At 61.1% G+C, this 22,826-nt stretch carries 22 protein-coding genes and 1 tRNA gene; 13 read left to right on the forward strand and 10 right to left on the reverse strand.

Features of this window, described 5'->3' with window-relative positions; translation table 11 throughout:
• Positions 1-19 precede the first annotated feature (19 nt).
• Positions 20-889 (reverse strand): DMT family transporter, encoded by an 870-nt coding sequence (locus ACO06F_RS20035; RefSeq protein WP_421694469.1) that lies wholly within the window; start codon positions 887-889, stop codon positions 20-22.
• Positions 890-1,123: 234 nt separating this feature from the next.
• Positions 1,124-1,963, reverse strand: coding sequence for an endonuclease/exonuclease/phosphatase family protein (locus ACO06F_RS20040; protein ID WP_421694470.1), 840 nt, complete (start codon positions 1,961-1,963; stop codon positions 1,124-1,126).
• An 89-nt stretch (positions 1,964-2,052) separates the two neighbouring features.
• On the opposite strand from ACO06F_RS20040, the gene ACO06F_RS20045 reads away from it, so the two are divergent.
• The 8 genes from ACO06F_RS20045 to ACO06F_RS20080 all read left to right on the forward strand — a co-directional run bounded on the left by ACO06F_RS20045 (position 2,053) and on the right by ACO06F_RS20080 (position 11,310).
• Complete coding sequence (locus tag ACO06F_RS20045) at positions 2,053-2,844, forward strand: transporter substrate-binding domain-containing protein (RefSeq protein ID WP_421694471.1); 792 nt, start codon at positions 2,053-2,055, stop codon at positions 2,842-2,844.
• A gap of 9 nt (positions 2,845-2,853) precedes the next feature.
• Entirely contained in the window at positions 2,854-3,552 is a 699-nt protein-coding gene (locus ACO06F_RS20050) for an ABC transporter permease (RefSeq protein ID WP_421694472.1), read from the forward strand.
• Between the two features lie 2 nt (positions 3,553-3,554).
• Positions 3,555-4,286 carry an ABC transporter permease gene (locus tag ACO06F_RS20055; protein ID WP_421694473.1) on the forward strand — a complete coding sequence of 244 codons (732 nt, stop codon included), beginning with the start codon at positions 3,555-3,557 and terminating at the stop codon, positions 4,284-4,286.
• Positions 4,287-4,329: 43 nt separating this feature from the next.
• Positions 4,330-6,270: a DNA primase gene (dnaG, locus tag ACO06F_RS20060; protein WP_421694474.1), complete on the forward strand. Its 1,941-nt coding sequence runs from the start codon at positions 4,330-4,332 to the stop codon at positions 6,268-6,270.
• Positions 6,271-6,398: 128 nt separating this feature from the next.
• Complete coding sequence (gene rpoD, locus ACO06F_RS20065) at positions 6,399-8,504, forward strand: RNA polymerase sigma factor RpoD (protein ID WP_421694475.1); 2,106 nt, start codon at positions 6,399-6,401, stop codon at positions 8,502-8,504.
• 245 nt (positions 8,505-8,749) lie between these two features.
• Positions 8,750-9,526, forward strand: a complete 777-nt coding sequence (locus tag ACO06F_RS20070; RefSeq protein WP_421694476.1) for a beta-1,6-N-acetylglucosaminyltransferase — start codon at positions 8,750-8,752, stop codon at positions 9,524-9,526.
• Positions 9,527-10,154: 628 nt separating this feature from the next.
• Positions 10,155-10,943, forward strand: coding sequence for a class I SAM-dependent methyltransferase (locus ACO06F_RS20075; protein ID WP_421694477.1), 789 nt, complete (start codon positions 10,155-10,157; stop codon positions 10,941-10,943).
• Positions 10,944-11,019: 76 nt separating this feature from the next.
• Complete coding sequence (locus ACO06F_RS20080) at positions 11,020-11,310, forward strand: HlyU family transcriptional regulator (protein ID WP_421694478.1); 291 nt, start codon at positions 11,020-11,022, stop codon at positions 11,308-11,310.
• Between the two features lie 10 nt (positions 11,311-11,320).
• Here the strand turns inward: ACO06F_RS20080 and ACO06F_RS20085 are convergent, their stop codons facing one another.
• On the reverse strand, positions 11,321-11,962 hold the full coding sequence (locus ACO06F_RS20085; protein ID WP_421694479.1) for a TIGR02466 family protein: 642 nt from the start codon (positions 11,960-11,962) through the stop codon (positions 11,321-11,323).
• Between the two features lie 21 nt (positions 11,963-11,983).
• On the reverse strand, positions 11,984-12,439 hold the full coding sequence (locus ACO06F_RS20090) for a host attachment protein (RefSeq protein ID WP_421694480.1): 456 nt from the start codon (positions 12,437-12,439) through the stop codon (positions 11,984-11,986).
• Between the two features lie 101 nt (positions 12,440-12,540).
• Between ACO06F_RS20090 and ACO06F_RS20095 the strand changes: the two genes are divergently transcribed.
• Positions 12,541-12,948 carry a hypothetical protein gene (locus ACO06F_RS20095; protein ID WP_421694481.1) on the forward strand — a complete coding sequence of 136 codons (408 nt, stop codon included), beginning with the start codon at positions 12,541-12,543 and terminating at the stop codon, positions 12,946-12,948.
• A 12-nt stretch (positions 12,949-12,960) separates the two neighbouring features.
• Here the strand turns inward: ACO06F_RS20095 and ACO06F_RS20100 are convergent, their stop codons facing one another.
• From ACO06F_RS20100 to ACO06F_RS20110, 3 genes are read right to left on the reverse strand one after another with little or no spacing between them, the layout of a single operon-like run.
• Positions 12,961-13,884 (reverse strand): hypothetical protein, encoded by a 924-nt coding sequence (locus ACO06F_RS20100; RefSeq protein ID WP_421694482.1) that lies wholly within the window; start codon positions 13,882-13,884, stop codon positions 12,961-12,963.
• Between the two features lie 43 nt (positions 13,885-13,927).
• The gene (locus tag ACO06F_RS20105) at positions 13,928-14,641 is read right to left on the reverse strand and encodes an SIMPL domain-containing protein (RefSeq protein ID WP_421694483.1); all 714 of its coding nucleotides are present in this window, start codon (positions 14,639-14,641) and stop codon (positions 13,928-13,930) included.
• Between the two features lie 56 nt (positions 14,642-14,697).
• On the reverse strand, positions 14,698-16,152 hold the full coding sequence (locus ACO06F_RS20110; RefSeq protein WP_421694484.1) for an AMP nucleosidase: 1,455 nt from the start codon (positions 16,150-16,152) through the stop codon (positions 14,698-14,700).
• Positions 16,153-16,206: 54 nt separating this feature from the next.
• Here ACO06F_RS20110 and ACO06F_RS20115 point away from each other — a divergent pair.
• Positions 16,207-16,282, forward strand: a tRNA-Ile gene (locus ACO06F_RS20115).
• 515 nt (positions 16,283-16,797) lie between these two features.
• Here the strand turns inward: ACO06F_RS20115 and ACO06F_RS20120 are convergent.
• The 3 genes from ACO06F_RS20120 to ACO06F_RS20130 are packed head-to-tail and all read right to left on the reverse strand — an operon-like array spanning position 16,798 to position 19,288.
• Complete coding sequence (locus ACO06F_RS20120) at positions 16,798-18,501, reverse strand: recombinase family protein (protein WP_421694485.1); 1,704 nt, start codon at positions 18,499-18,501, stop codon at positions 16,798-16,800.
• Positions 18,498-18,986 (reverse strand): DUF2924 domain-containing protein, encoded by a 489-nt coding sequence (locus tag ACO06F_RS20125; RefSeq protein WP_421694486.1) that lies wholly within the window; start codon positions 18,984-18,986, stop codon positions 18,498-18,500. Before ACO06F_RS20125 ends, ACO06F_RS20120 begins: the two co-directional genes overlap by 4 nt.
• Positions 18,987-18,997: 11 nt before the next feature.
• Entirely contained in the window at positions 18,998-19,288 is a 291-nt protein-coding gene (locus ACO06F_RS20130) for a DUF3489 domain-containing protein (RefSeq protein WP_421694487.1), read from the reverse strand.
• A gap of 802 nt (positions 19,289-20,090) precedes the next feature.
• Between ACO06F_RS20130 and ACO06F_RS20135 the strand changes: the two genes are divergently transcribed.
• The 3 genes from ACO06F_RS20135 to ACO06F_RS20145 all read left to right on the forward strand — a co-directional run bounded on the left by ACO06F_RS20135 (position 20,091) and on the right by ACO06F_RS20145 (position 21,672).
• Positions 20,091-20,534 carry an ankyrin repeat domain-containing protein gene (locus ACO06F_RS20135; RefSeq protein WP_421694488.1) on the forward strand — a complete coding sequence of 148 codons (444 nt, stop codon included), beginning with the start codon at positions 20,091-20,093 and terminating at the stop codon, positions 20,532-20,534.
• Between the two features lie 287 nt (positions 20,535-20,821).
• Positions 20,822-21,373 carry a hypothetical protein gene (locus tag ACO06F_RS20140; protein WP_421694489.1) on the forward strand — a complete coding sequence of 184 codons (552 nt, stop codon included), beginning with the start codon at positions 20,822-20,824 and terminating at the stop codon, positions 21,371-21,373.
• 20 nt (positions 21,374-21,393) lie between these two features.
• On the forward strand, positions 21,394-21,672 hold the full coding sequence (locus tag ACO06F_RS20145; RefSeq protein ID WP_421694490.1) for a hypothetical protein: 279 nt from the start codon (positions 21,394-21,396) through the stop codon (positions 21,670-21,672).
• Positions 21,673-22,826 lie beyond the last annotated feature (1,154 nt).

Raw genomic sequence — 22,826 nt, forward strand, 5'->3', positions numbered from 1 at the left:
GTGCCGCCCGATCAAGCACTCAGCGCCGCGCCAGCATCACGCCCGCTGCGGCAAGTGCAAAGCCAACCCAGCCCAGCGGCGGCATTTCCTCTCCCAGAAGAGGCCAGGCAATCAGGGCTGAAAGCGGCGGCACGAGATAGAAGAGGGACGAGACCCGGCTCACCTCCCCTGCCCGGATCATGGCGAGCAGGAGTGACATGGCGATGATCGAATTGCCGATCACCAGATAGGCAAGCGCCCCCAGGAAGGGCAAGTTCCAGGTGAATTGGAAATTCTCGAAGGCAATCGCCAGCGGCAGCGTGCCAGCAAGGCCCGCGAGGTACTGCACGGAGTTGGAAACGACCGGGTGGTGGCTCTTGCCGAAACGCTTTTCCCACAGCGTGCCCGCAGTGATGGCGAAGAGCGCGCCCACGGCGGCCATCACCCCCAGCGGGTGTTCAAGCTCAACGCCGGAGCGTGAGACGATCACGGTTGCCGCCCCCATCATGCCGAGGGCGAGGCCCGCCCAGCGCAGCAGGCTCACCTTTTCGCTGGTGAAGCGCGGCGCGATCAGCCCCACCAATATGGGTTGCAGGCAGACGATGATGGCAAGGCCCCCGGCGGAGACGCCCGCCTTGAAGCCAATATAGGAGAGGCCGAAATAAAGCGTCTGGATCAGGAAGCCGACAATGGCGAGATGGACGTAATCCATCTTGAGCTTGGGCATGGGCGGCCGCATGATGATCACGAGCGGCGCCAGCAGCCCGCACACCGCCGCATAGCGGACCGACAGGAAGCTCAATGGTTCGGCATGGGTGATCCCCAGCTTCGCCACCGAGAAGCCTCCTGACCACAGCAGCAGGAACACCACCGACGCCCCGATGAGCCATATGGGCTTATGCGATGTCATGATGGAAGGGATGAGGTGGCATTCATTGCGAAATCATCGTCCGGCCAACTGTGCGGCGCTACCGCTGTGGCTGAAGGGCGCACATGTGTTGCGGGTATGGCTCAGGCTGGAATCCACCCTAAATTTCGTCATCCCGGTGCAGGCCGGGATTCCGCTTTGGCTCACCACGCGCTGCAAAGAAAGCTGGATTCCGGCCTGCGCCGGAATGACGGAGCCTGAGAATTCGCGCTCGCGTCATTCATTGAGCTCCAGCCACACCGGCTGATGGTCGGACCCGTCCGCCGCCTCGTCGATCCAGGCGCGGCGGAAGCGGGAGAGCAGGTGCTGGTTGAGGAAGATGTGGTCCAGCCGCTGGGGCGGCTCGATGCCGCCGCCGGGAAAGGTCACGCCTTCGTCATCGCCAAGTCCTGCAAGCGAGAGCGCGTCCACAAAACCCAGCGCGCGGATGGCTGAGAATTCCGGCGCGGCGGGCCCCGCGTTCAAATCCCCCAGCAGAACGGCAGCCTCCGGCATTTCGGGGAATCGCCCGTCCGTCAGCACGATCCACTCATCCCCGGGGCCCAGTGCCTGCCTCCCCGGCGCGCTCACGGCACCGCCGCAGGCGGGGGCCTCCGCCACCATGGCGCACAGCCGCGCCGCCTGATCGGCCCGCTGCTCATCCGACATATAGTTGAGATGGGTGTTGTAGATCCGCAGTGACGAAGCGCCCCGGCCGATCACCGCTTCAATGGCTGACTGGTGGTCGTTAACGTGGCCCAGAACCGGCCAGGCGGGCAGGGGCAGGGTGCGGCAAGATTCAATGGGCCAGCGCGAGAGCACCATGTTCCCGATCTGCCGTCTCGTTCCGGGTGCGCCGCCGGAGAGATCGACCGCTGCGCCATAGACCCAGTCATAGCCCGGCAGCAGCTCCGCAAGGTGCTGCGCCTGGTCGGGGTGGTCCTGATCCCGCCAGTTCCGCTCCACCTCCTGAAGCGCAATCACGTCAGCGCCCTGAACCGTGCGGGCAATTCGGGCCAGGTCAATCCGCCCGTCGCGGCCCTTGCCCCATTGAATATTGTAGGTGACCATCAGCATGGCGCCTTCTTTCCACGATTCCTGGCTATGGACAAACCGTCACAATCTCTGGCTAACTTCCCGTTGTTAAAGAAAAACGGGGAGCAAACATGAAACTGTTGAAATTCGCCGCCATGGCGCTGGCCGCCGTCGTGCTGGCCGGGCCTGCGCTGGCAGACAAGACCAAGCTCGTCATCGCCACGGAGGGTGCGTATCCTCCCTATAATTTCGTTGCCGCCGACGGCTCGCTGCAGGGCTTCGACGTCGATTTCGCCAAGGCCCTCTGCGTCAAGCTCGATGCCGAATGCGAAATCATCAAGCAGGACTGGGATGGGATGATCCCCGGCCTCATCGCCAAGAAATACGATGTGATCGTCGCCTCCATGGGCATCTTGCCGGAGCGCGAGGAGAAGATCGATTTCTCCATCCCCTATTACCAGAGCCCCACGGGCCTCGTCGCCGCCAAGACGGCCGGCATCACCGTGGGTGCGGATGGCTTTGTCGATCCGGCGTCGCTGGCGGGCAAGAAGATCGGCGTGCAGCGCGCCACGGCCTATGAGAGTTTCGCCAAGGAGAAATGGCCCAAGGCCGAAGTCACCGTCTATGACTCCTCCGAGAGCGCTGACCTTGACATGACGGCCGGCCGCCTCGATGCCCGCTTCGATGATTTCATCGTGCTCAAGACCGGCCTGCTCTCGGGTGACAGCAAGGATGATTTCGAGCGCGTGGGCAAGATCTGGGGCGAGAAGGATTTTGGCTCCAAGGGCGAGGGGATCGGCGTCCGCAAGGGTGAGAAGGCGCTGCTGGAGGCCATCAACAAGGCCATCTTGGACATGCGCGCGGATGGCACCTACAAGCAGATCAACGACAAATATTTCGATTTCGATATCTACGGCGGCTGATCTTCCGCCTTGGCTTCGTTCTTCGATCTCAAAGGCTATGGCCACCTGCTCATTGACGGGGCGATGATCACCCTGTCCGTGGGCGCGGCAGCCATGGTGGTTGCCCTGGCGCTCGGCATTCTCGGCGCGCTGGCGCGTCTCTCCCCATCGCCCGTGTTGCAGTGGCTGGGCGCCATCTATGTGGTGGTGATCCGCGGCATTCCTGAGCTCGTCCTCATGCTGCTCGTCTATTATGGCGGCACGGTGCTGCTGCAATATCTGCTGTCGATGGGGGGTGAGGATGTGCGCGTCAACATCAACGCCTTCTTCGCCGGCACGCTGGTGCTGGGCTTCGTCTATGGCGCCTATGCGGCGGAGATTTTCCGCGGCGCGTTTCTGGCCATCCCCAAGGGCCAGATCGAGGCCGCACAGGCCTTCGGGATGCCGCATCGAAAGGTCTTCTTCCGCATCAAGCTGCCGCAGGCCTGGCGGCTGGCCATTCCGGGCCTCGGCAATCTCTGGCTCACGCTGCTCAAAGCCACCTCCATCACCTCCGTCATCGGCTTGACGGAACTCGCCCGCCAGGCAGACCTGATCAAGGCGCCCACGAAAATGCCCTTCACGGTGTTCTTCGCCGCCTGCCTCCTCTATCTCGCAATGACGGCCGTATCGGACGTCTTTCGCATCAAGGCGGAGCGCTGGTCCTCGCTTGGCTTCCGCCGGAGCTGAGCGTGCTGGGTCCCTTCGATTTAAGCCTCGTCTGGAACAGCCTGCCGGAGCTTTTCTCCGGCCTGCTGATGACGCTGAACCTCACCGTCTTCACCATCGTGGGCGGCATCATCCTGTCGGTCCCGCTGGGGGTTCTGCGCACCTCGCCCAACCGCTGGGTCAGCGGCCCGATCTGGGCCTACACCTATTTCTTCCGCGGCACGCCGATGCTGATCCAGCTGTTCCTGATTTATTATGGCCTCGCCCAGTTCAAGGCGGTGCGGAGTTCAGGCCTGTGGTTCCTGCTGCGCGAAGGCTATTGGTGCTGCCTCATCGCCTTCACCCTCAACACCGCCGCCTATACGATCGAGATCGTGGCAGGCGCTCTTCGCAATGTGCCGCTGGGCGACATTGAAGCCGCGCGCGCCATGGGCATGGGCCCCTTCACCATCCTCCGCCGCATCAAATTCCCGATTGCACTGCGCATCCTGTTTCCGGCCTATACGAACGAAGTGATCTTCATCCTGCAATCCACCTCGCTCGCCAGCCTGGTGACGGTGATGGACCTCACCGGCGTCGCCCGTGTCATCATCGCGCGCACCTTCTCGCCTTACGAACTCTTCATCACCATCGGCCTCATCTATCTGGCGCTCACCTACCTCACCCTCTGGGGCTTCCGCCACGTGGAACGCCACCTCTACCGCCACCTCCGCAGCCCCAAGGAGGTGCTCCCGGACGCGCCGGTGCTGCGGTGAGGGCTGCTTGAAGTCTGGCGCCAAACAGCGCACATGATCCCTCATGCGCGTTCCGCCCTCATTCCTGGAAGATATCCGCGGCCGGGTGACGATTTCCTCGGTCGTCGGACGCAAGGTTGCGTGGGACCGGCGGAAGTCCAATCCGGGCAAGGGCGACTATTGGGCCTGCTGCCCATTCCATGGCGAGAAGTCCCCGTCCTTTCACGTCGATGACCGGAAAGGCCGCTACCATTGCTTCGGCTGCAAGGCCTCGGGCGACATCTTCACCTTCCTGGTCGAGAAGGAGGGGGTGAGCTTCCCAGAGGCCGTGGAGCGGCTGGCGCAGGAGGCAGGGCTCCCCATGCCGCAGCTGTCCGATGCAGACCAGCAGCGTGAGGAGCAGCGCGCCAGCCTTTACGACGTGATGGAAATCGCCGCCAAATTCTTCGAGGCTGAACTTCAGGCGGCCCGCGGCTCCCGCGCCCGGGGCTACCTGGCGGACCGGCAGCTGAGCCCCGCCGTCCAGAAGGAGTTCCGGCTGGGCTATGCGCCGGACGACCGCTCGGCGCTGCGCAACCATCTGGCGGAGAAGGGGATCGACGTTCCCCAGATGGCGGAAGCGGGCCTGGTGATCGCCGGGGATGACATCCCCGTCGCCTATGACCGCTTCCGGGACAGGGTCATGTTCCCCATTCGCGATCCGCGCGGCAAGGTCATCGCCTTCGGCGGCCGCGCGCTCGCCAAGGATGTTCCGGCCAAATATCTGAACTCGCCGGAAACTCCGCTCTTCCACAAGGGAAGCGTTCTCTACAACCTGGACAAGGCCCGCAGCGCCGCTCATGAAAAGGGCCAGATCATCGCGGTTGAGGGCTATGTCGATGTGATCGCCATGCACCGCGCCGGATTGCCGCAGGCCGTGGCCCCCCTGGGCACTGCGCTGACGGAAGACCAGCTCCGCATCCTGTGGAAACAGGCGGCCGAACCCATCCTCTGTTTCGATGGCGATCAGGCGGGCCTCAAGGCGGCCTACCGCGCGTTGGACCTGAGCCTGCCGCTGCTCGCGCCCGGCCACTCGCTCCGCTTTGCCCTTTTGCCCGAAGGCCAGGATCCGGATGACCTTCTGAAGTCCGCAGGGCCCGATGCCGTGCGCGCCGTGGTCGAGGCCGCGCAGCCCTTGTCCGAGATGCTCTGGCAACGCGCGCTCACCCAGAATGACCGGTCGACGCCGGAAAGAAAGGCCCAGTTCGAGAAGGATTTACGAAGCTTCATCAACGGGATAGGTGATGAAGCTGTGAGAAAGCATTATCTTGCGGAATTCGGCGAGCGCCTGCGTGCGCTGTTCCAGCCCGCAGGCCGCACCCAGGGGCAGGGGATCCGCCGCCAGCCTTATGGTGGCGGGGGAAAGCGCCCCTTCAAGCCGGGCCAGCGGCCCTGGGACATTCACCAGCCGCCCACCCCGCAGCTCAAGCAGCTTGCCGCCCAGCGCAGCTTTCAGGGCGGGGCCGAGCGGCGGGAGCGGATGATTGTGCTGACCCTCATCAACCACCCCGATCTCCTGCATGAGTTTCTGGATGCCTTCGCCAGCCTTGAAATGACGGTGCCGGAGCTTGACTCGCTCCGTACACAAATCATAGATAGCGCGGCCTTGGGGTCCGGCCTTGACGGAACGGACCTTCGGGGCCACTTGTTGAACGTGGGTTCGGGTCCTTTGCTGGACCGGATCGAAACCCAGGCGAGACGACTGAACGAATGGTTCCTTGGGAGCGGGGCAGCGCAAGATGACGCCCGCACAGGCCTCCGTCAGATGATCGCCCTGCACCGGAAAACTGTAACCCTCGAGCGGGAGCTCCGGGCGGCAGAAGCCGCCTTTGCTGCCGACCCGACGGAGGAAAAGCTGAACGCCCTCAAGGCGGTGCGCGAGCAATTGTCGTCCCATGCCGGTTCCGAGGCCCAAATCGAGGGGTTCGGAGCGGCCTCAGGGCGCCAGGCCGATGCCATCACCTGAGGGGCAAACCGGGTTCGAAGGCCCAAGGCCGGGGTTAATTGCCGCTTAACGCGGTGTTCCTAGGTTTTGACCCCGAATCACAATGTTGCTATGGCGGTCTCCCCGCCTGCCAGATCAAGGACTGTTTCATGGCCCGAGCCCAAGTGCGCGCACCCGCCCCCGATGAGCAGGACGCCCCCGCCGCAGGCGACGAGTCCGACGCGCCCGAAGCCGCAGGCGGCGATGGTGCCGACTCGCCGATCCTCGATCTGTCGGATGCCGCCGTCAAGCGGATGATCAAGCTCGCCAAGGCGCGCGGCTATGTGACGCTTGATGAGCTCAACGCCGTTCTGCCCTCGGACGAGACCAGCCCCGAGCAGATCGAAGACATCATGGCGATGCTCAACGAGATGGGCATCAACGTCGTTGAGTCCGAAGAGGAAACCGAAAACCTCGCTGCCAAGGTGGAAGCCGAGGCTGAAGGGGAATCAACCGAAACTGCCCTCATCAAGGTCGAGGCCGCCAAGACTCCGGCGGACCGCACGGATGATCCCGTGCGCATGTATCTGCGTGAAATGGGCCAGGTGGAATTGCTCTCGCGCGAAGGCGAAATCGCCATCGCCAAGCGCATCGAAGCGGGCCGCGAGGCGATGATCGCAGGGCTTTGCGAAAGCCCGCTCACCTTTCAGGCCATCATCATCTGGCGCGACGAGCTGAACGAAGCCAAGATTCTGCTGCGTGACATCATCGATCTCGAAGCGACTTACGCCGGCCCCGATGCCAAGAAGCAGGGCCCGGTGCAGACGCCTGCGCCTTATGTTCCTCCTAAGGAAGAGGTGAAGAAGAAGGCCGAGGCCAAGCGCGCCGAGGCCAAGCGCGTGGCCGCGTCGGTCCGCCGCCCATCGCCTGACGATGAGTTCGGCGATGTGCTCTCGCCTGAGGATTTCGACAAGCCGCAGATCGAGGAGGAGGATGACGACGAAGGTGATGACCTCGGCGTCTCGCTCTCCGCCATGGAAGCGGAGCTGAAGCCGAAGGTTCTCGAGATTTTCGACAACATCGCCCGCAACTACAAGAGCCTCCGCAAGCTGCAGGACCAGGAAGTGGCCGAAGGCACGGAGCTTTCCCCCTCCCAGGAGCGCCGCTACCGGAAGCTCCGTGAAGAGATCGTGGCGGAGGTCAAGTCGCTCTCCCTCAACAACGCCCGTATCGAGGCCCTCGTTGAGCAGCTCTATGACATCAACAAGCGTTTGAACGCGCTTGAAGGCCGCCTCATGCGGCTGGCTGAAACCTACAAGGTGCCGCGCCCTGAGTTCCTGAAGGAATATCAGTCGAACGAGCTGGACCCTGACTGGCTGAAGCGCGTGGGCCGGCTGGTCAAGTTCGGCTGGAAGAAGTTCGTCAATGACGAGAAGGACTCGATCAAGGTCATCCGTGACGAGATCTTCGAGCTTGCGACGGCCACGGGCCTTCAGATCCCCGAATACCGCCGCATCGTCGCCATGGTGCAGAAGGGCGAGCGCGAGGCGCGCATCGCCAAGAAGGAAATGGTCGAGGCCAACCTCCGTCTCGTCATCTCCATCGCCAAGAAATACACCAACCGCGGCCTGCAGTTCCTCGATCTCATTCAGGAAGGCAACATCGGCCTGATGAAGGCGGTCGATAAGTTCGAATACCGCCGCGGCTACAAGTTCTCGACCTATGCCACCTGGTGGATCCGCCAGGCCATCACCCGCTCGATCGCCGACCAGGCCCGCACCATCCGCATTCCGGTGCACATGATCGAGACGATCAACAAGATCGTGCGCACCTCGCGCCAGATGATGCACGAGATCGGCCGCGAGCCCACCCCAGAGGAACTCGCCGACAAGCTTTCGATGCCGCTCGAGAAGGTCCGCAAGGTGATGAAGATCGCCAAGGAGCCCATCTCGCTCGAAACCCCCGTGGGTGACGAAGAGGATTCGCATCTGGGTGATTTCATCGAGGACAAGAACGCGATCTTGCCGATCGATGCCGCCATCCAGGCAAATCTGCGCGAAACCACAACCCGCGTGCTGGCCTCGCTCACGCCTCGCGAAGAACGCGTGCTGCGCATGCGCTTCGGCATCGGCATGAACACCGACCACACGCTGGAAGAAGTGGGCCAGCAGTTCTCGGTGACGCGCGAACGCATCCGCCAGATCGAAGCCAAGGCCCTCCGGAAGCTCAAGCACCCGAGCCGCAGCCGGAAGCTCCGGAGCTTCCTGGACAACTAAGGCGTCCCACCACCGCTCAGCATCACGACCCCCGGGCCGAGTCCCGGGGGTCTTTTTTATGGCCTTGCTTCCTCCTCTCCCCCCACATGCGTGGGGGCGAGGGGGAAAGGGACGACGCAATTGGCCGTCACTTCGCCCATTGGTCTGCATCGATAGGACAGGGTAAGGAACCTGCATAAGTAGCACTATGTCCATTATTGAACAGAGTGGATGAAGCGCGCTAACATCCCCGGATGTCTGCCGCCATGTGCTTTCTGACGATGGGGGATGTGACGCAGCCTTCCCTCTGGGCGGCGTATGCGCGCCTGTGCCAGGAGTCCACCTTCTACTGCCACCCCAAACATCCTGAGCAGGTGCAGTCCCCATTCCTCCGTGAACGGATCATCGGGCACAGGGTTCCAACCTCTTGGGGCGGCCTGAGTCTCGTCGCTGCCACGCTTTCCCTGTTCCGCACCGCTTATCTCGATCGCCACCACGATCATTTCATCCTCCTGTCGGAGACCACGATCCCGATTGTGCCGCCGGGCACCGTCGAGCGCGAACTGAACATGGTGAAAGGGCAATCCATCATCAATTTCACGGTGGCGGAGCCGGGCTCGGAACATTTCCAGCGCGCCCAGGCGCTTCCGCCAACCCATCCATTCCAGCCGTTCTTCGCGCATGATCAGTGGGTGATCCTGTCCAGGCCGCATGTCCGCGTGCTGCTTGAAACGCCAAGGCTGGAATGGTTCTTGCGGATGTTCGCGCCTGACGAACATTACATCCTGAACGTTCTTGCGCATGAATGCGGGGTCAGACCCCGAGAGGTGATCAACCAGCGCAGAACATTCGTGAACTGGACCGAACGTGAACGCAGGGAAACCAGGGATGAGCAGGGCAATCTCGTCTTGCGGAGCACCCATCCCAAATCATATGATCAACTGTCACCCGGCGACGTTCTTAATGCGCGCGAGGAGGGGAACTGGTTCTTCCGGAAGGTGAGCAGCAGATGTGACTGCAGCGCTCTCACCGTTGTCCTTTAACCGCCTTGCCGGATTGTGTCAGCCCGAAGCATTGCCTTCCCTTCTCCCGTTGCACAGCAATGGGAGAAGGTGCCCGAAGGGCGGATGAGGGCCACTTCCCCCGAGTCCCGATGCCGAAAGCAGCCCTCATCCGTCGCTGCGCGCCACCTTCTCCCATCGGCTCACGCCGACGGGAGAAGGGAAGACACCAGAAATTTTACTTGACTTTATTCCTACCCTATGCTAACCACCTCCCACTCCCCCCAGTCGGGGTCCTGCTCATGACGGTGAGCTCGGGCGGGGTGGAGGGCAGGCCTGCGGGTGCGGCGTAACGTGTGCCACACTCCCGGGGGCTGAAGGAGGGACCCGGAGGCATTAAGACCTCCGCGCCGAGAGGCACGCCGGGCCGTCCGAGGGACTGCCGGGTAAGCTTCCTCCCCAAAGCCTAAAAACCTGCCGGATCGCGGGCGCTGCCCAGCGCTCCTACCGCTGGTCCTTCACCGGATCAGCATTCCGCGCCGGGCAGCGCCCGCGCCTCCCTTTTTTCCTCCTGGGGGACCAGTGTCACCCCCGCAAAGGCTTCCGCACGTGCCTGCTGCTGATTGACATCGTTCGTGCTAGTCTTTTCACCTGACAGGAGATCCGCCCCATGTCCGAACAGCCGCAGATCCGCTTCGAAGACGGTGCCGCCTATGAGACTTACATGGGCGTGTGGAGCCGAAAGGTGGGCGAGGACTTTCTTGACTGGCTGCAGCCACCGCCCGGCGTTTCCTGGGTCGATGTGGGCTGCGGCAATGGCGCTTTCACCGCGCTCCTGGCGGAGCGGGTGAGCCCCTCGGGCCTACTGGGGGTCGATCCTTCTCCCGCACAGCTGGACTTTGCCCGCAAGCGCAGCGGGGTTGAGGTGGCGCGGTTTGAATCCGGCCACGCCATGGATCTGCCCGCGGCGGAAAACAGTGCTGATGCCGCGGTGATGGCGCTCGTCATCGCCTTCGTGCCCGACCCCGCCAAAGGCGTTGCCGAAATGGCCCGCGTGGTGAAGCCGGGCGGGCTCGTTTCGGCCTACATGTGGGACTGGCCCAGCGGCTTTCCCTTCCATTTCGCGGATCAGGCGATCGAGTCCAGGGGCTTGCCCCGGGTGGCACCGCCGTCCTGGGAGGCCTCGCATCTCGACCAGCTTGAAAAACACTGGCGCGAGGCAGGCCTGACCGGGGTTGAGAGCCGGGTGATCACCGTCGCGCGCACATTCCCCGATTTCGAAACGCTCTGGGCCATCACCTTGACTGGCCCCCGCATGACCGCAGCCGCCCAGGCGCTCACACCGGAGCTTCGCGGGGAGATCGCGGCGGAACTGAAGGAGAAGCTCGGCGTGGCGGAGGGGGAGCCCATCACTCTCAGCGCACGGGCCAATGCCATCAAGGGCAAGGTGCCCCGATAGCCGCCGCACCATTGAAATCGCTTGGGCTGCCCATTAGGGTCCGGCGAAGCGCCCTGACCATTGGAGTTCCGTTGTCATGTCATTTCTGAAAAAGCTCTTCGGCGGCGGCAAGTCCTCCGAAGCTGCGGCCCCCTCCGCTCCCAAGAAGCAGCTGGAGTACAATGGCTTCGTGATTGCCGCCACGCCCTACAAGGAAGGCGGCCAGTGGCAGACCTGCGGAGTGCTCACGAAAGTCATCGACGGCGCCACGAAGGAACACCGCTTCATCCGCGCCGACCGCTTCTCGGATGAGGACGCAGCTGCCGACCACGCCATCCTCAAAGGGCAGCAGATCGTGGACCAGATGGGCGAGCGGGTATTCGGGTGAGGGGGCTCGCTTAAGCCAGAATGTAATTGAAGCTCACGCTGATGCGGTTGCCCTGAGCGCGGTTCAGGGGCACTTCGTGGCGGAGCCAGCTTTCCCACAACATCAGCGTGCCGGTCTGCGGCCGGAAGGAGACATGCTGGCGGAAGGCTTGCGGCAGTTTGGCCAGCTTGGGCGGTGCGGCCATCATGAAGCCAAGGCGCGGGTCTTCGTAAACAATAGGCCCCGCACCTTCCGGCACCGCCACATAGAAGGTCCCGCTGATCACAGAATTGGTGTGGATGTGAGACGTGTGAGATCCGCCTTCGGGCATCACATTCACCCAAAGCGAGTCAACGCGCGGCTTCGTGCCGCGCAGGTCCCAATGAAGCTCCTTCGCATAGGCCAAGCAATGCTTGTCGATCAGCTTCACCAGCCGCGCGAATTCGGGAAAGCGCCAGGGCAGGTCATTGAGCGAAGCATAAGAGGTGTAGCCCGGATAGCCATGCGTCTCGCACCATTTGAGGCCCGCCGCGTCATCGACCGCCAGAGACATGGACAAGGCCTCGATGGCATTGACCAGCCTCACGGGCGCGATGTTCTCGGCCTGATAAAGCCTGGTGACGAACAGGTCATGGGTTTTGGCGGCGGGGGCGGGTGTCGTCTTCTTGAGCATCCGCCTCCGTTAGCCGAGGCCTCAATCGCCTTCAAGCGCCTTGACGACGATAGCCGCGACGTCAGATGCCGAATGCTTGGTCAGATCCTTGTTGAGTTCGAACACCGTTGCCTGCTGCAGCTTCTGGGGCGCAGCCTTTCGGTAAACGCCCAGCGCCACGGGCGGAGCCACCACGATCAGCTCCGAGAATTCCCCCGCAGCCAGGTCTCTCTCCATGTCGGCGGCGATTTCCACCACGAAACGGTCTTCCGCCTGCTGGTGGTAATCCGGTTGCTCGGCGGAGGAGCGGCGCTGGCCCACGCTTTCCATCACGCGCGATGGTTTGTCCGTGGCCAGGTCCCGGTTGTATGCATTGTCCTGATGGTAGGATTTGAAGGGCTGCAGATCCGGGTGGCCGATCTGCCCGGCGTTGCGGAACACGGTGGCCCGGCCGCCGTCCGTCACCAGCACGCGGGCATTGTGGTTCAATCGCTTCATTTCAAAAACCTCCGTGAAGAACTATAATGAAACCACAGCTCCGCAGTTCCCGCCTTGCGGGAGATCAATGAAGGAAGTGCTGAAACGCCATGTGGAAGAGCATGCCTGAATTCACGCAGTTCGAACGGCGCGGGCAGCCGTTGGTGAGCAACCGCGTCTTCATCGGCCGCCTGTCTCGCAATGCGCTGTGGTCGCTGGTCATCGTCGTGGCGTCGATGGTCGTCGGCACTGGCGGTTACATGTATTTCGAACACATGCCGGCGATCGATGCCTTTTCGAATGCGGCGATGATCCTGTCCGGCATGGGCCCGCTCACGCCGCTCTTCACCACGGGTGGCAAAATCTTCGCGGCGCTCTATGCAATTGCCTCGGGCTTTCTGCTCCTCGGGCTCGCGAGCCTCATGCTGGCCCCGCTCTTCCACCGCATCCTGCACCGCTTCCATGTCGATGAGCATGACAATGACGACGTGCCCGCAACGCCTGCTCGGAAGCCGCGCCGCAAAGCGTGAGGCCGGACGTGGCTAGTCCTGATGGAGCACGAGGCCTGCTGGCCAGGCGGATGACAATCTGCGCCGCGCAACATTCGCGCTTTCGAGATCGGCGGCATTGATCACGGCGAGGCGGAAGCCGCCCGGCGGCATCGCGTGGTCTTCCGGCGGCTTTCCTTCGTGGAAGGTCACCTGCAGGCTCTTGATGTGCGGCATCAACCTCACCTCTTCCTGAAGTGCTGCGGGCGGGTGGCGGAAGGGGCCCGCATGGCGGGCGAAGAGCGGGACCGAAAAACCATCGGCCCTATCGCCATCGTCAAACGCCCACCGGCCTTCCGCGTAGAGCCTCACCAGCGCCTCCACCCAGCCTTCGCCATAGAGGTCACACCATTGGTCGGCAAAGCGTAAGTGCGCCTCGATGATGGTACCGCCGATGGTTTCGAAATTCATCATGCCCGTGTAGCCCGGCAGATGCGTGGAAACCCAGCCGGTCAGCCGCTCTTCGAGCACGGGGAAGGGCCTCGCATGCACGGTCCAGGAGCGGAACATGCCGTCATTCCAGGCAACGCCCGTGGCATGGCGGCACCAGTGAACCGACCCTTGAGCGATGGCGCAGTCGGTCGAGACGTGTTCGCCCGCAAGCAACGGCATCCACATGTGGCCCGGCTGATAGTGATGGTCCATCTCGGCCGCGGAATGGATCACGCGGCTGCCAATTCCCATGCCCTTCAGGTTCACCATGGGCTTGGAGAAGACGGGGAAGGCCTCCGGCATCACGCCATGGGGCCCAGCGGGCAGCCCTTGCGTTTCCGCCACCTTCAGCTTGTCATAGATCCAGCGTTCGGTGGGGAACAGGAGCCAGCAATCCGGGTCGTCCGTGGGAATGGACACATCCTCGGGGCACGGAACATGTTCGAAATACTGGGCCCGCCACGGGTCACGCTCGAGAACCGGCATGGGCGGGAGGCTATCCCGCGCCACGCCCGGCGGCAATCGCGCCTTACTTGATTTCCCAGGTGATGTTCACGTCCACCGCGAGTACCTGCTCGCCCGCCGCCACCGGCACGGGGGAGGCTGAATCCGCCTTCATCATGGCGCCGCGCACCATGGGAACGGGCGGCTGAAAGCTTCCCCCCTCGCTGATTGAGAGGATCTGGCCCAGCTCGACACTCGTCGCCTGGGCGTAAACCTTTGCCTTGCGGGCGGCGTCCGCGGCGGCGCGCTTTCTGGCCTCGTCCATCGCCGTCTCCGGCTGCGAGACGTCGAAACTGACCCCGGTGATCTGGTTTGAACCGGACGAGACCAGCGTGTCCAGAAGCTTGCCCAGCTCGGCAATCTTTCTCACCGTCACGGCCACATTGTTGGAGACGTCATAGCCCACGAGCTTCGGGGGCTGGCCATTGTTGTTGCTGAAATCATAGCGCGGCTGGACAGAGAAGTTCGAGGTTTGGATGTCCCGCTCGGCAATGCCGGCCTGCTTCAGCGCCGCGAACAGCGCTGTCATGGCCTTGGTGTTGGCAGCAAGCGCCTCTGCCGCCGTTGCCCCTTGCGTGACGACGCCTGAGGTGACGAAGGCGAGGTCCGGCGCGCTTCTGACTTCACCGTGACCAGAAAGCGAAATGGTGCGGGGCATCTTGCCTCCATCTGCGAGGGCGGGGGTCAGGGTGGCGAGAAGGCCGGCGAAAGCGGCAGCGGCGAGGCTCAGACGTTGCATGGGTTTCTCCTTCCAGTGGCATCTGGATGTACGGCGATTGCGGCGCCAGTTGGGCATCACCGGAAGGGCGGCTCGTCGAAGCTCCGGAGCTTCCGCGAGTGCAGCTGGCTCACATTGCCGCGCAATTGCTCGATGGTTTCGAGCCCGATGAGCAGATGTTCGCCCACCGCCCTGTCATAGAAGGCATTGGCCGCCCCTGGAAGCTTGATCTCGCCATGGAGCGGCTTGTCGGACACGCAGAGAAGCGTGCCATAGGGCACCCGGAAGCGGTAACCTTGCGCGGCGAGTGTTCCTGATTCCATGTCCACCGCAATGGCGCGGGAGAGGTTGATGCGGCGGAGTTCCTGGGTCCAGCGCAGTTCCCAGTTCCGGTCATCATTGGTGACGACCGTTCCGGTGCGCAGGCGCTCTTTCAGGGCGTCGCCACGCTCGCCCGTCACCCGCGCGGCCGCTTCCTGAAGCGCCACCTGCACTTCGGCCAAAGCCGGAATGGGAATTTCGGGAGGGACCAGCGAATCGAGAATGCGGTCCTGGCGCAGGTAGCCATGGGCCAGCACATAGTCGCCAATGCGCTGGCTCTGGCGCAATCCGCCGCAATGCCCCACCATCAGCCAGCAATGTGGCCGCAGCACCGCAATGTGGTCGGTGATATTCTTAGCGTTGGAAGGTCCCACACCGATGTTAACCAGCGTTACGCCACCGTGGCCGTCGGTGCGCATCAGGTGGTAGGCCGGCATCTGGAAGCGGTGCCACTGCGAGCCCGCAATGATGGCTGTGGCCTCCTCAGTGGACATGCCGCGGGGGATCTTGCTGCCGCCGGGAAGATGCAGAGATGAATAGGGGCTCTCGCCCTCAAGCTGGCCCAGCCCCCATTTCACGAACTGGTCCACATAGCGGTGATAGTTGGTGAGCAGCACCCAGGGCTGAACCGCGCGCCAGCTCGTGCCGGTATAATGCTGCAACCGTTTCAGCGAATAATCGACGCGCACGGCATCGAACAGGGCAAGGGGCAGGGGGTGGCCCGCGTGGTGCTGCCACATGCCGTCCGCCACTTCATCCCCCACCAGCGCGAGCCTGGGGGCCGGAAAATGAAGCGCCAGCTCTGCGGCCGTCACATCATTGCGGCCAAGGTCGTCACCCTGTTCCAGAACGTAAGGATAGGGGATCTCCTGATCTGAAGGGTGAACGGTGATCGCTGCGCCATAATCCTTTACCAGATAGCGGAGCTGCTCGATCAGATAGCGGCGGAAGTGTTCCGGGTGAGTGACCGTCGTTGAATAGGTGCCTGGGCCCTGGAATTTGGCATAGGCCCGGGCGATCCGCGGCTGCACGCCGTTTGAGCGGTACTCGACGCGAAGCTCCGGGTAGCAGAAGCTTCGCCGCTCCTCCTCGCTAGGGGGCTCGCGCGTGTCGAAATAGCGTTCCAGGCAGTCCTTCAGGCGGGTCGTGGCCTGGCCGTAAAGGACGATCAGCCGCTCGACGGCGGCTTCAGGGGAAAGGTCATGTTCCATACCCGCTGCCTATAGCATGCCGCCCGAATTTGATGTAGCCATGCGCCCCGGGTGGGGCCCATAGCTCAATGGTTAGAGCTGACGGCTCATAACCGTCTGGTTCCAGGTTCGAGTCCTGGTGGGCCCACCACTAAGTCCTTGATTTGTAATAGAAAAATCAAATCCGCCTACAGATGATTGCGATGTCTAACTGGTTCGAATTCTCTATTGAGACGTCGGCTTTGAGTCTGCGTGGCGGGGATGCGGCTCATAGGTGTCTTCCGGCGTCTCTCGACGTTAGGGCCCCCATTTTGTCGCGCAATTTCCGACGCTTGCAAATACCTTCTGGTTTCGGTTTGGTGTACTGAGTGGACCACCACCCAGTCTCCTCTCAGTCGGTCTTTCCTTCCTTCCGCGTGGAGACCGCATAACGCCGCCGTTTCTGGGGTCTTTACCATAACCTTCTGGACCAGAGACGAGGTGGAAACCGATCATGGGCGCAGATCTGGCCGGTTTTCTCAGTAGCCGATTTCGGGCGCCAGAAGGTCAGAGAGATCGAACCTTCCCGCAACGTCAGGTTTCGCGACCGAAGGCCACTAGTATCAGGCCCTGGCACTGAGATGAGCACAGCGACTGCGAGTTCAGAGGGGTGAAGAGTAGTTCCGTCTAGCGATGTGCCAGTATCGGAAAGCCAAGAACCTTGCGCTGTTGACACCAGTCGAGCGGCAGGTCGTCGAACCGCTTGAGATGCTTGGCCGTCAATTCAGGCGGCTGCCGGCCATCTATGATGGCTTCGACAATATCGGGCGCGAGGAAAGCGAGGGGCAGGAGCCTGCTGATCTCGCTGGCCGGAAGGCCCTGCTGCTCGGCGATGTCATTGATGCTGACGGCGCTGCCTGCCAGTTGATTGAACCAGGAATGGGCCTTCGCTAGGGTGCCAACGAGAACGGGATCGACGGATCTGTCGCGCTGGCCATCACCCACGATGAGCATGGTCTCGACGCCGCGCCGCCGCAGAGTGTAGGGAACGGTGATGTCCTGTTCATCGTCCATATGGCCGGTATTGGTGGCCTGCGCTTCAGCGAGACCAAGGGACTGCAATAACCTGCTGTGACGGATCTTCAGTACCAGCGTCCCGCTCGCGATGGTGATGCGAGATACCACGGTCTTGATCAGTGAACTCTTCTCTACGGAGGCTGAACGCTGAATCGAATCAGCTAGTTGCGGTGCTGCTTTCAGAACCTGCGTGAGGTGTGATGCGGCGAGGTTGGAGTCCCCGATCATCGCCATCAGCTCTTGGGGATTTCTGAGCCTTGCAGCCAGGGCTGCAAGGACTGCACCTTCGATTTCCAGCGCGGGCAGGCGCCAGCCCGTGGGATCATCCGAGCCGATTTCGATCAGTCGACTTGAGACGTAGTAGCGATACCTGCGTCCCTTCTTGCTCGCGTAAGTGGGTGTCAGTCGATCGTCGGTATCATCAAAAAGCAGGCCGGTGAGCAGGGAGGTCTCACCTGATGACGTCGTCCTGCGGCCTGCCTTTCCGTCAGCAAATCTCGCGTGAACGCGGTCCCAGAGCTCCCGCGGCACGATGGCGTCCTGCTCGCCGCGATAAATATTTTCTCTATGGGTAACTTCACCGATGTAGGCCCGGTAATTGAGAAGGGCGTGGAGATTGCCCCGCGAGAAGGGCCTGCCACCGGCTCTCACGTTGCCATTTGGGTCTCGCCTGATCTTCGTGGTGATCCCCTTGCCCCTTGCCCAGCCGGTCAGCGCCTTCACCGAGCCCAGTTCAACATAGGCTTCGAACAGCTGGCGGACGGTCTCGGCCTCCACCTCATTGACGACCAGACTCTTATCGCGAACATCATAGCCCAGCGGCGGTGGTCCGCCCATCCACATGCCCTTCTTTCGGGAAGCGGCGATCTTATCCCGGATGCGCTCTGCGGTCACTTCGCGTTCGAACTGGGCAAATGACAGAAGCACATTGAGGGTCAGCCGGCCCATGGAGGTTGTGGTGTTGAACTGCTGTGTCACCGATACGAAGGACACGCCCTTGGCATCGAACACCTCGACCATCTTGGCGAAGTCGGCAAGGGATCGCGTCAGGCGGTCGATCTTGTAGACAACGATGACGTCGACCAGTCCCGAACTCACGTCCATCATGAGAGCCTTGAGGGCAGGGCGCTCCATGGAGCCGCCGGAGAAGCCACCATCGTCATAGGCCTTCCGGACCACTTGCCAGCCCTCATGACGCTGGCTGGAGATGAAGGCTCCACAGGCCTCTTTCTGGGCATCCAGCGAGTTGAAGGTCTGGTCGAGACCCTCTTCGGTAGATTTGCGGGTGTAGATGGCACAGCGCTTGCGGGTCATGGCACAATCCCGAAGAAGCGGGGACCTGACCAGCGGGTGCCGGTGATCAGGCACGCGATGGCCGACAGCGACCGGTAGGTCTTTCCCTGCCAGACAAAGCCCTTGTCTACCACGGCTACTATATGGCTCTTGCCGTTCCATTCCCGAACTAACTGCGTGCCGGGCCGGGGCAGGGCAGATCGACGAGACCTGGACCTCACGGCCGGGCTCTGACGGCCATCGGTTAGCTTCCCTACGGATGGAAGGCCGTCCACAGCTATCAGCCTCATAAGCTCCTTCTGGGTGCGCTTTGAGAGTTCGCCGTGCTGTTCGGCCTGCGCTGCATAGGCAACGGCTCTGACCAGCAGCTTGGTGCTGATCATCTTGTGGGGTAGGGTGCCATAAACCTTTTCCCAGCGTACCAGGAGATCCCCGCGCCTGAGCGCGGGGATGCTGTTGACGAGATCTCCGATGTTCCGGTGACCCTCAGGCATATGACGGCGCATGAGGGTTGCCCTCAAACGGCGAGCCGGTAGCGGCGTTTGCCGTCCACCACTGCGCTGGACACTTCGCGTCCCAACTTCTTTTTGACGGTGCCGGACAGAAAACCCCGGATACTGTGGTTCTGCCAGCCGGTGGCGGCTGAGATGTCCGTGATGGTCGCACCATCCTTCGACATCAGCAGGGCAAGGACAGACGCCGACTTGGTCCTCGGTCTATCCGCCGGAGTGCCGCGATGAGGAGGAGTCTTTGTGTTCTTCCTTAACGTGTTCGGCGTGTTTGTGGGTTTCGAGGCGGACTTGGTCATAGCTGTTTCCTGTGGTTATCGAGGGCAGCAGTGCCCCCACTACCGCAAGCCCGCACTATGGCGGGCAGGAAGGAACCACTGTTAGCTGGAAATCAGCCGGTCAGTGAGGGGCGCTGTGGAATTCAGCGCAGGACAAGGGCACTACTGCTTCCTTTGCGGCACCCGTCCAGTCTAATGTCAAAGATCAACGACGAAAACCGATACCCTCCGAAGGCAGCGGTCAAAGGTTCGACTCCTGTCGGGTGCTCCGAGATTTCTGAGCCAGCCAAGAGACAAAGTTACATTCCTCAAATTATACCGTGACATCAAATTAGAATTCTTCGACTATAGGCGAGCAGGCGAATTGCCGGGAATTTTTTTGGGGGGCAGAGCATTGAACAGAGCCGATGTTGAACGGCAGTCAATTTTCCCTTCTGCCGCAGTGACAGCTTACGGATTCCTTTCATTCCGCGGTTTTTGGCCCTGGCACCAACAAATGGAATTTGTTCGTCAAGGGTTCTGTGGAAGCAGCTGGTGCCAAGCTTCCAAGCACACCAGCCTTCCTTTGTGACAAGGCATGTAGGAATAGTCACCGGTGCCGGCCTAACTACGAGTGCCAGCTCGAATGTGCAGCACGTGACGACTAACGATTGGGGTTTTAGACCTGACCAGAACGCGACTTTTCAACGTTACGTAGGTGAGTAAAGTGACAGGCTATATTTCATGGTTATTCCTGATGTTGGTCCAATCATCAGGGTGGGGTGCGCCCATTTCGAGTATTGCTGATGCCATCTGTGCGAACAGTCCGCAGAGTGTAGTCGAAATGATCGAAAATGGAAGCTCGCCCAATTCCGACCTCGTAGACTTTGGAATGCCTCCGTTATCGCTCGCCTTTGACGATCCGGGATGTGGCCACCCGGTTAGCAATATGGAAATTGCTGAAGTCCTCACTGATCACGGAGCTGATGTAAACTTTGGGGGTAGGAACAAATATCCTCCTCTGATGGCAGCTATGCGAAGTTGCAATCTGGACGGCCTACAGTTTCTCGTCTCCAAGGGTGCAGATGTAAATGCTCGTGATGCCGAAGGGCACTCGGTGATAATGTATTTTTCAGGGGGCATCGATGTTGCCCCATGCCTCAAATTCTTAGTGCAACATGGAGCAGACATACAAGTTGAGGCTAACGATGGGAGAACCGCAAAATCTTGGGCGAGATCGGTAAACAACAAGTCCGCGCTAGAATATCTAAATAGCCTCGAACCGTAGTCGTAACATGCAAGATATTAGGATTTGTTTGCCGCCGAATTGTCGAAGCATGATTGCGGAGCGTAGTCTCTTACTCCCCCGCGAGTGCAAAAATGAGCCCGGAGTCATCTCACTCGAACACGATGGATCGTTGTTAGAAATAGTTCAAGTCGAGTCCTAAACTAGTTGGGTCCAACTTCATCGCCTCGAGCCTCTACAACGCCCGAGGCCAGGCCACAGCCGTCACCTATGGCGACGGCACCACCAGCAGCTACAGCTATCTCGACAGCCGCGTCTTCCTCTCCAGGGTGCTCACCCAGAGGTCTACGGCGACCCTCCTCGATCTCACCTACACGAGGAACGCCAAGGGCCTCATCACCGCCATTGCCCCTCCCAATGCGACGAGGGCCTGGGCCTATACCTATGATGGCATCGATCGGCTGACGCTTGCCGACAACCAGACCGATAACAGCCTCGACCGCAGCTACGGCTACGACGATGCCGACAACATGACCTATAATTCCGGTCTCTGCGCGGCCAACCCCAACCTCGTCTATGCCGCAGGGGCTCACCCCCACGCCCCCACCTCGATCTGCGGCACGGCCGTCACCTATGATGCCAATGGCAACACGCTCTCCTATGATCCCGATGGCAGTGCGGGGGCCATCCAGCCGAGAACCATCACCTATGACGGGGAGAACCGCCCCATCTCTCCGTCTCCCAGAACGGCAACGCGGCCAGCTTCGACTATGGCCCCGACAGTGAGCGCACCGCCAAGAGCTTCCTCGGCCAAACCCGCTACTTCTTGGGCGCCGATGCCGACGTCGCCTTCGATGCCGCAACACCCCAGGGGCTCCTGACCTCATACCTCTACCCGGACGTGAAGCGCGAGGGCACCGCCACCGACTTCCTCCTCAAGGACCACCTCGCCTCGAACCGGCTCTCGATCCGCATGGGCGGCGCCACCACCAAAGCCGACTACGCCCCCTATGGACAGCCCCTCACCACCAACGGATCCTCCATCCTCACCGGCAAGGCCTGTTTCTTGGTCAGTGAAGATCCACATGATTGTCTGGAGAGCGGTGCCCAGATTGAACTTTTGGAAGGACACAGAGTGTCAGCAGTTCTGCGCGTGGATGGTCTGCCTTGTTCAAGCTGAAATACTGCCGACAGATGCGAGGGTTTAGCGTCGGGTCATCCCTTGACTATTTCCTCTCGACCGCTTCAAATTTAAGTGAAGCGTTCTACCGGATGAACCTTCAATGAAGCTTAGTCCGGAGAAAGCCGTAAACTCAAAATCGAGGGAGGGTGTTGCGTGCAACGCGGACGAGGCGCTAGCTTTCACCCATGATGACCGACTTACTGATCGATGGCATGCTATCGGGCACCGGCGTACGTGACGCGGACGCGGGCGGGTATGTCGCGCTGGATGACATAGGGCTGTAGGTATCCGCATTCCGCACTAGACTTCAGTTTCGAAGCAGATGAGAATGAAGCTTAAGCCTATGACGATGCCGATACTCGTCGGGCCCTGCATTGATCGGCATGGTTGCAGGGCTGGTAGGCCTGCCGACATCTCTTATCCCGATGCTGGTCATCGCTGCGGTCCCAGGTTCGCTAACGATTAAGCGACCGACCTCCCATTTGTCATGCGTTGGGCAGTAGATTTATCAGCACGAACATATTTGAGGCCACAGCTCAAACTTCACCGTGGGAACATCATGCGGAAGAAGAGGGCAGATTCCTAATTGGTCCTAAACACCGTTACGAGCTTGGAGGAAAAACTGCTGTGGAAATGGATTTTCGGTAGTCGACCTCATTGAACCTGAACGGCCCCAAATTCTCAATTGTGACTGGTGGCAGGTGGGAAGCTTCGTAAGCAAACTGACGCCAAGCGACAGCATGACCGTCGCGTACCACGAAGGCTCCGATCACTCCGCAGCCAAAGTCTCCGCAGACTGGACAAATATACAAGGTAACTCTGCCGCTAGGCAGGTCTCCAGGTAATTCCAGAAGCAACCTATCTCTGGTTTCGCTATCAACGGGTTGATACTCGCCTCCCAACCTGGGAGCCATCTGTCTAAAGGGTCTTGGAAGCAGCTGCCGGAGAGGTCGGCCTGAGATAAAAAAATCATAGCGGTGTCCAGCCAGCGTGCTGGTCGTCAACCTAATTTCGAGAGTTTTCATTTCTAATGCCTTGTTTCGATGGCTTGTGATCGACGTCCTCCGGTCCGCCGACTGACTATAATCGAGCTTTGCGAAAGACGGGTCCATTCACAAGGTCGGAAACAGTGGCACTGGCAATAAGTCGCA

Source organism: Aestuariivirga sp. (genome assembly GCF_965227715.1).
Classification (GTDB): domain Bacteria; phylum Pseudomonadota; class Alphaproteobacteria; order Rhizobiales; family Aestuariivirgaceae; genus Aestuariivirga.

Coding starts and splice junctions, on each gene's coding strand:
- ACO06F_RS20095 (WP_421694481.1), top strand. CDS start 12,541: ATGCCTGAATTCACGCAGTTCGAACGGCGCGGGCAGCCGTTGGTGAGC.
- ACO06F_RS20110 (WP_421694484.1), bottom strand. CDS start 16,152: ATGGAACATGACCTTTCCCCTGAAGCCGCCGTCGAGCGGCTGATCGTC.
- ACO06F_RS20105 (WP_421694483.1), bottom strand. CDS start 14,641: ATGCAACGTCTGAGCCTCGCCGCTGCCGCTTTCGCCGGCCTTCTCGCC.
- dnaG (WP_421694474.1), top strand. CDS start 4,330: ATGCGCGTTCCGCCCTCATTCCTGGAAGATATCCGCGGCCGGGTGACG.
- ACO06F_RS20040 (WP_421694470.1), bottom strand. CDS start 1,963: ATGCTGATGGTCACCTACAATATTCAATGGGGCAAGGGCCGCGACGGG.
- rpoD (WP_421694475.1), top strand. CDS start 6,399: ATGGCCCGAGCCCAAGTGCGCGCACCCGCCCCCGATGAGCAGGACGCC.
- ACO06F_RS20130 (WP_421694487.1), bottom strand. CDS start 19,288: ATGACCAAGTCCGCCTCGAAACCCACAAACACGCCGAACACGTTAAGG.
- ACO06F_RS20125 (WP_421694486.1), bottom strand. CDS start 18,986: ATGCGCCGTCATATGCCTGAGGGTCACCGGAACATCGGAGATCTCGTC.
- ACO06F_RS20075 (WP_421694477.1), top strand. CDS start 10,155: ATGTCCGAACAGCCGCAGATCCGCTTCGAAGACGGTGCCGCCTATGAG.
- ACO06F_RS20045 (WP_421694471.1), top strand. CDS start 2,053: ATGAAACTGTTGAAATTCGCCGCCATGGCGCTGGCCGCCGTCGTGCTG.
- ACO06F_RS20035 (WP_421694469.1), bottom strand. CDS start 889: ATGACATCGCATAAGCCCATATGGCTCATCGGGGCGTCGGTGGTGTTC.
- ACO06F_RS20070 (WP_421694476.1), top strand. CDS start 8,750: ATGTGCTTTCTGACGATGGGGGATGTGACGCAGCCTTCCCTCTGGGCG.
- ACO06F_RS20100 (WP_421694482.1), bottom strand. CDS start 13,884: ATGCCGGTTCTCGAGCGTGACCCGTGGCGGGCCCAGTATTTCGAACAT.
- ACO06F_RS20120 (WP_421694485.1), bottom strand. CDS start 18,501: ATGACCCGCAAGCGCTGTGCCATCTACACCCGCAAATCTACCGAAGAG.
- ACO06F_RS20085 (WP_421694479.1), bottom strand. CDS start 11,962: ATGCTCAAGAAGACGACACCCGCCCCCGCCGCCAAAACCCATGACCTG.
- ACO06F_RS20080 (WP_421694478.1), top strand. CDS start 11,020: ATGTCATTTCTGAAAAAGCTCTTCGGCGGCGGCAAGTCCTCCGAAGCT.
- ACO06F_RS20090 (WP_421694480.1), bottom strand. CDS start 12,439: ATGAAGCGATTGAACCACAATGCCCGCGTGCTGGTGACGGACGGCGGC.
- ACO06F_RS20135 (WP_421694488.1), top strand. CDS start 20,091: ATGATCGAAAATGGAAGCTCGCCCAATTCCGACCTCGTAGACTTTGGA.